The sequence below is a fragment of the Microbacterium ginsengisoli genome, assembly GCF_000956535.1.
GTDB lineage: Bacteria > Actinomycetota > Actinomycetes > Actinomycetales > Microbacteriaceae > Microbacterium > Microbacterium ginsengisoli.
The window spans coordinates 142,909-149,868 of sequence record NZ_JYIY01000074.1 but is presented as its reverse complement, the minus strand read 5'-3'; the positions used below and the strand labels follow the sequence as shown (position 1 = coordinate 149,868).

General features: G+C 59.1%; 5 protein-coding genes. 1 reads left to right on the top strand and 4 read right to left on the bottom strand.

The genetic code is table 11. From position 1 onward, the window contains the following. The first annotated feature begins 157 nt into the window (after window positions 1-157). On the top strand, window positions 158-715 hold the full coding sequence (locus tag RR49_RS08830; protein ID WP_228790856.1) for a tyrosine-type recombinase/integrase: 558 nt from the start codon (window positions 158-160) through the stop codon (window positions 713-715). Window positions 716-1,125: 410 nt separating this feature from the next. Here the strand turns inward: RR49_RS08830 and RR49_RS08825 are convergent, their stop codons facing one another. The 4 genes from RR49_RS08825 to RR49_RS08810 all read right to left on the bottom strand — a co-directional run bounded on the left by RR49_RS08825 (window position 1,126) and on the right by RR49_RS08810 (window position 6,957). Then, entirely contained in the window at window positions 1,126-2,256 is a 1,131-nt protein-coding gene (locus RR49_RS08825; protein ID WP_048809063.1) for a reverse transcriptase family protein, read from the bottom strand. Window positions 2,257-2,445: 189 nt separating this feature from the next. Continuing rightward, window positions 2,446-3,687 (bottom strand): phosphoribosyltransferase-like protein, encoded by a 1,242-nt coding sequence (locus RR49_RS15460; protein ID WP_425411863.1) that lies wholly within the window; start codon window positions 3,685-3,687, stop codon window positions 2,446-2,448. Window positions 3,688-3,700: 13 nt separating this feature from the next. Continuing rightward, window positions 3,701-5,686 carry an ATP-binding protein gene (locus tag RR49_RS08815; protein WP_045247705.1) on the bottom strand — a complete coding sequence of 662 codons (1,986 nt, stop codon included), beginning with the start codon at window positions 5,684-5,686 and terminating at the stop codon, window positions 3,701-3,703. Further along, on the bottom strand, window positions 5,683-6,957 hold the full coding sequence (locus RR49_RS08810) for an SIR2 family protein (protein ID WP_045247704.1): 1,275 nt from the start codon (window positions 6,955-6,957) through the stop codon (window positions 5,683-5,685). Before RR49_RS08810 ends, RR49_RS08815 begins: the two co-directional genes overlap by 4 nt. Window positions 6,958-6,960: the final 3 nt, after the last annotated feature.

Genomic DNA, 6,960 nt, shown 5'->3' with positions numbered 1-6,960 from the left:
CGCGAGCACGATCCGCGTCTTCTTCTCCGGCGGGATCACCGGCGGCCTTCCCATCAACAGCCTCCCGGCATCTCAGACGCCGATCATGCCCTCACAACCGGCCTGCCAGAAATCTTGACGCGGGACAAAGGTGCATCAGTCCTACAGCGACTTCGTGATGCTCGCCGCGCTACTCGCCGCACGGTCCTCGGAGGTCTCCGGGTTGCAGGTCGGGGACGTGGACTACGGCAAGAACCTCGTCGTGATCCGCCGGCAGGTTTTCCCCGGCAAAGGCGGCCTGGTTACAAAACCGACCAAGAGCCGCAAAGAACGCCGCGTGCCGATCCTCGAACCACTCCGGCCAGTGCTCGAACGCCTCACCGACGGGAAGGAGCCCGAGGACTCGTTGCTGGTCGGCCCGAAGGGCGGCTATCTCACCACCGCGACCGTCCGCGACGCCACCAACTGGGACGGCATCGTCGCGAAGCTCGGACTGCCCGACCTCACCCGGCACGGCCTACGCCACACCGGGGCAACCTGGATGGCCGACGCGGGCATCCCGCTGCACGTACTGCAAGACATCCTCGGGCACGCCTCGATGGAGACCACGCGCGGCTATCTCCACCCCGACGACCGCCACCTCGCCTCCGCCGCCGAGCAGGCCAACGCCTTCCTCTCCACCGCCGGACAACGCAAGAACGCCCGGCGCAGCAGCCCCGCGACCAGGGGCCTGTGATGCGCTCCGACGCCCGCGGGAGTGCTCCCGGAAGCGTTCTGGTCCCCTTTTGGTCCCCTTATCCACAGGACGCGGGTTCTGGGCGATCAGTTCGTCCACAGGCGACCACCGGCGAGAGCGCCGGGGGACCAGAGGGGGACCACAGAGAACGACCCCCGGACATGATGAAGCCCAGGCGAGAAACCTACTCTCACCTGGGCTTTTACGTCGGGCTGACAGGATTTGAACCTGCGACCCCCTGACCCCCAGGTGGTAGGAGTAGGGCTCATAGCCCACCTGACCTGGGGTTTTGTGTTTCAGGAGCGTGCTCTGGGCGTCACGTTTTGCAGGGTTTGCAGGCTGTTGGTCACCTAATTGGTCCACTTGCCGATGTCACCGCATACATGGCCTTCCGGGGAGCCGGTTCCGGTTCAGACCTCCAGTGGGTAGCCGCTCCTGGCTAAGGCGTCATTCCAAGCTCGCCGCGCGTGCTGTGCATACTCACGCTCCACACCTGCCGCGAACGCAATCAACCCGTCGACGTGGTTCACGAACGACAGAACCGACTCAAACCCACGGTGAGAAGCATGCTCTACCAGGCCGAACTTCCCCACGCCGCGAACGTGAACCTGAAGGCGGCGCTTGTACTCGGGTAGAAGCCGGACCCCCTGTGAGTCCACCAGCAGGCCGAGAACGACAGTCCTTGCACCTGGCGGGACCACGTGGGTCTTCTTCTCGTGCAGTACAAAATGTTGGTCCCGTACGATGTTTCGGACCTGGGCGATGAGAGCCGTAGCTTGCTTTCGATCGTAATCTGGGCCAGCTGAAAAGGTGAGATCGTCCGAGTACCTTGTGTAGCCCAACCCTCTTGACGCGGCCAGATCATGGAGCTTCGCGTCAAGATTGCTCGCCACAGTATTCGCTAGGGCACCGCTTGTTGGCGCGCCCTGCGGTAACACGCCTTGGCTGCCTACCACATAGGACGGGATCGCGTTGTACGCCCAGAAGTTCTGATACCCCTCGTACCGGGGGCCGCGAAGTCGAGTGCAAATGCGGGCGATCTCCAAGCTCACGAGCTTCGAATAGCCCAGCCGCAGAAGAAGATCAAATATGCGCTTCTCTTGGATGCTTCCAAAAAAGTCATGGAGGTCAAGCTTCACCAACCAGCGCGCTCCCACATGTTGCTCAGCGCATTGAACAATTGAACGGTCACGCTGATACGCGAAACTGGCGGGGTGCATCGGAACCGACGAGAACACGTTGTGGAGGAGCCAGCGCTGCACGTCCATGAGCACGGGCTCGGGGCTCGATATCTCGCGGATTCCGCCATCTCGCTTCCGCCGGTTGATATCAAGGTACGGGTCCCTGACTCTTCCGACTATTTCACGGAGATACCCATAGGAAACTCCGGTCAGTTGGGCTAGATGTCGCAAGCTCAAGATTGGAGGGACGCCATTTGCAAGCAATCGAGAGCGAACAATGCTCGCACGGGAGACGACCTCCGCAGCGTGTCCCTGCGCGAGGCCCTGTGCGATGTAGAGATGAGGGGAAGCGTCAGCCACTTACTTTGACCCCCGGTCCCGAAGGGTGGGGCGAACGCCTCCCCAGGCTCCGTAGGTAGGTGGCGTTTGCCCCACCACGCGTAGCCTGAGCTCGTCCGGTGAACGCGGTCAGCCGCGTCCTGGAGCCAGTCGACTCCACGAGCCGACACAACGTGCCGGCTGCATCACTAAGCAGACCAGTTCTTCCCCTCATCTCATACTCTCAGGATAGTACGGGGCGTCTGACCCCTCGATGCCCGCGGAGACATGGCGAGGAGCCCGCTTGCCCGTCGTCAGTTCCTTCTTGCCTGTCGAGGTGACGTTGCCCTGGTCATCGACCAGTCCAAGCGAGCGCAGAGCGCGCAGGAGCACGTCGACAGTCGCGACGGGTTTGCCGAGTTCCCGAGCAAGCTCGGAAGCAGAACGAGAACGATCGAGCAGCAAGGCCAACACGAGAAACATCTCGTCAGTGGCAGTCCTCATGTACTTCACACCCAGATTGCTCGACAGCCTGGGCTGGCCGATGCGCGTGGCAACATCCTTGAGGACCACATCCGGCGCATAGCTTCCTAGCTCCGTGAACAGATCGGGGGGCACAGTACGTCGTTCGAAGAATGGATGCCACCCGGAGTGTGCCTGCCTCAGAATTAGCGGGAGATTGTTAGGCACACTTGCATCAGTTGCGAAGAGCCCCGCACTTTCCTTGAATCCGAGCGCTCTCTTCCGATCCTTCCTGCGCACGTAGCGGGCGCATATGCCCTTGATCGCATCGCGCTGGTTCGCAGTCCAAGGCGCATCCTGAAACGAGGGAGCTGTTTCGACCGTCCACACCCCATCGAAGGGACCGTCTTCCCTCTGCAGGGTGGCGAGCGCTTGAGAAGAGCCTGCATACGAGAGCGCGTGTATGCGGAGAAGGCCGTATGATCGCCAGCTCCTTAGCGTCGGATGGCGGACGAGCGCCATCGCATAGTCTCGGAGTTGTGTGCCTGAGCCCGCGTAATCGGTGATGACCACGATCGACCGACATCGCTTGCCACGAAGCTCATTCAACTTCGTAGATGGCGCAAGTAGTGCATCTGCCCCAACTAGAGCCGGCGACACAAGGTCGCGAATCAAGTTGCCAACGAAACCTTCGCTGCCTGGAACGACGTTGATTGGGTCATCGAGCTGAAAACTCTCGAAAGCCACCGGAGGGACCGTCCGACCTTCGCCGAGGCGGAGATCTTCAATGGACAGTGCGGAGACCAGGAGTGCTGGGGCCTGAATCTTCCCTTGCGCGATCAGAGAGTGGAGCCGAACTTGCAGTCCAGCTCGAACGTCGCTGAGAGATACGAAACGCAGTGAGTCGAGCAGCTGACGAGCCGGACCTTCGTCTTCGGGAGAAAAGTTCGTCAACCATCCAAGACCTCTCCGGGTCTCACTTGGTCGAACTGCGCGATAGGTACTGGCCATTGAGTACTGCCGATCAAATCTCGATGATGTGATCGCGCTTCGTGAACCACACCTGACGGATCGGCGAATCATCGCTCTTCGGCTTGGGTGATGCGTCTCGCACTCGGAAGGTCGTGGGGATGCTAACGGAGTTGCCGAAAATGAGGGCATGCTGTTTCGGAAGAGACGGAAGTCGGCTCAGCACCGATTCGGAGATGAACGGCGTCATACGTCGAACGTGCTGCAAGTCTTCTGGGTTCTGGATTCTGTGTACAACAAAGTTCGAGCATTGTGACAGTACGGTTCGCGATAGTTCGCTGGGTCGTTGCGAGGCGAGAAGGATGAAGAGGCCGTATTTCCTTCCCTCTTTTGCGACTCGTTCGAATATCTTGGTCGCGTCAATCGCAAAGTCAGAAGGGCGCTCGGCGACGTAGCGATGCGCCTCCTCAAGAACGAGATTCACCGGGAAGGTGTTTCGAGCGTGTGAGCGTCGGAGCCGCTCGAAGATCATTCGAGTCACGACGGCTGAGACTACCTCGACCACCTCGTCCTCAACCTCGTTCATGTCAAAGATGGTGATTTGTGAGCGCTTCCGAAGTCCGCCACTCGGTTGCTCTTCGATGAGGCCGAGCCATTTGTCCACGAAGACCTTCGAGTCAGTCTCGTGGGGAGCCAGCGTGGTCGTATCCGGCCGCAAGAACGCGAACTCCGCACGATCGCGAATCGATTTGTATCTTGTCAGCATTGATGAGCTGTAGTCGCGGACGTGTCGGTTGCCGTGCGCCTCCTCGTAGAGAATGGCGAGATCGAGAGCTTGCTCCAGCAGGCCAAACTCGAATGGAGCGTACTTATAGTCCGGGAGCACAACGTCGTCTTGAATGTGCGGCCGCAATAAGTTGGGAAGTCCATTGGGAGCCACGAAGGCGCCAAAGTTGATAGCAAGGTGCGGGTGCACAGTCTGCCGATTGAGTTCCGGCGTGCTGAAAGAGAGCAATAGTCCCTGAATTCGGCCGACACTCGCCGTCGCGCTTTCAGAACTGGCCAGGATGGCGAGTATCGCGGACGCAAGAACATGGTTCTTAAGCGGCGCGAGAGTTGCGTCATTCGTCGCGAACAAGCTCGTCAGCCCTAACGCATTTCTCAAGATCGGCCGCTGCGCTCGGTCGCTAGCCCGGAGTAGCAGTTCCCACTCTTCCGGGGACAAGAACCAATGAGGCAGTCGGAACCCGACTACATCCTCCCTCTTGTCAGCGCTTGGCGGCGCCTGGGCCTCGCGCCCTGGAACAAGCGCATAGAGCCTTCTGATTGGCTTCGGCAAGTCGGCAAAAGCTTGCCTGTACTCGCCGTTTGTGTCGAAGAATACGAACGTCGCGCCGACGGCAGCGTGGGCATCATGTTTGGTGAAGATGGATTGAACCACTGATGCGACGGTGCAGGACTTTCCGCTTCCTGTGTTACCGAGGATCGCTGCGTGGCCACCGAAGAACTCGTCGACGGATACTTTAACGTCGTAGTCATCAAAGACGACCGATGTACCGATACTGAATGCGCGCAAACGGGTGGGTACTGGTTCAATCTCAGATGATTCGTCGGCCTCGATCGCGTTAGTCGAGTCGAAGATTCGATCGAGGTCCTGCGATTCGGCATACAGGACCTCGGTGTACAGCGCAGGAAAGACTGAGACGCCGAATCGGAACCGCTCCTCGGTGCGAAAGGAGAGAGTGCCGATGGGGACGACATCTAGGAACTTCAATGCTCGAAGTGCGTGTGTGTCTTGAAGCTCTGACTGGAGTTGCTCGCTAGCTGACAGCTCGCGTTCGCGGAGACCGACTACTTCGCCTACGACGTGCTCGGTCTGCAACGGGATCAGGACGAATGACCCGATTCGTGCGACATAGTGTTGGGCGTCGAACCCGACAAGCGTGAAGCTGTCGGAGCCCGCGTTGAGCTCTACGGTAAACCTCTCGGCGTTGACTGCGATGACTTTGCCGAGGGAGCGTCGGCGCTCGATGGCGCTCAACGGCGTGCACCGCTGTCAGGAGTCTTGTGCCCGCGCCCAAGAAGGTTCGTCAGAACGGAGTTGATTGCTTCTTCAGCGTTGTCGGAACCACCTGTCGCCAATATGTCCTCGACGAGCGTAGAGAAGTAGTGCGCCTTCCAGGTAGCTTGCTTGTCTTCCGTGCCGACTATCCAGATTCGCGGGTCATCGAGCTCTCTGAGCTTCGTCACCGTCTCATTGGCGAAAGGGTCGACGAATGCGACAAGTCGGAAGGTGGGGATCGTAAGAGCTTGGAAGATGATGTTGTTCACATGTTCATCTCCGAAGCTGTATCCCACGGTGACGAGGACGCTTTGGTCTCGGACGACTCGGGTTTGGAACTCACGGAACAGATCCGAGTACGGTGCGGCAAAGCTGGCGTTCTGTTTCGCTGGACTGGGATAGATGAGTAGTTGCTCACTCGATATCAGAGAGGGTGCCGTCTCGACGACCGGAAATAATCCGTCGCCACGAGACTCCCAGCTCACCGAACCGTGGAGCTTGGCAAAGTACATCAGGCTGTCGACGGAACTCCACTTCCGATTGCTGATGTCGAGTTGCTCGGAAAGGGCGTATCTGAACACCGACGGGTTGAAACGACGCTCGATTGATCCCAGGAAGCCGTTGATGTACGGGATGCCGAGCCGATCCATTGCGGTCTCGTTGAAGAGGTCGTAGTTCGTTGTGAAGACCCAAGGGCGCGGGAGTGCCCGGTCTCTCTGTGCCAGGCGACGATAAAACTGCATGTAGGTTCTGAGGACGGTTTCATCACCGCGAGAAAACTCACCGTCCGTGCAGGCGGAACGAACATACGCAGTCACTGAGCGAATGACTCGCTGAACGACGGCATGCACCTTTTGCATCGCCGGCCGCGTGCTCGCCCGAAGGGCAATTTCTTGCGCGAACAAGACTTCCAAGAGGCGCTCAAGATTGTTCCCGTAGTCCTTGTCATCGAGATTCAGTCCCAGGCTCGATTTCAGCCGCTGCCGATCCGTTGCTGTGATTCGATGCTTGCCTGTGGTGGCGTTCATGAACTTCTTTGCCATTGGTCCCATTGTGGGAATGCCAAGCTCTCGGCCGTCCTGCTGGAACGACGAACACCCTGACCCAAGCAGGAAAGCAAGATTCTTTGAGTTGAGCGCGTCCGCAATATCGCGACGTACAGTTGCGATGGTCTCGGATGACTCCGAGTCAACCGTGTTGGTCTTCCCCTTGTAGAACGCAACTGAGCGCTGGGGATCGTTCGTCGTCATCCT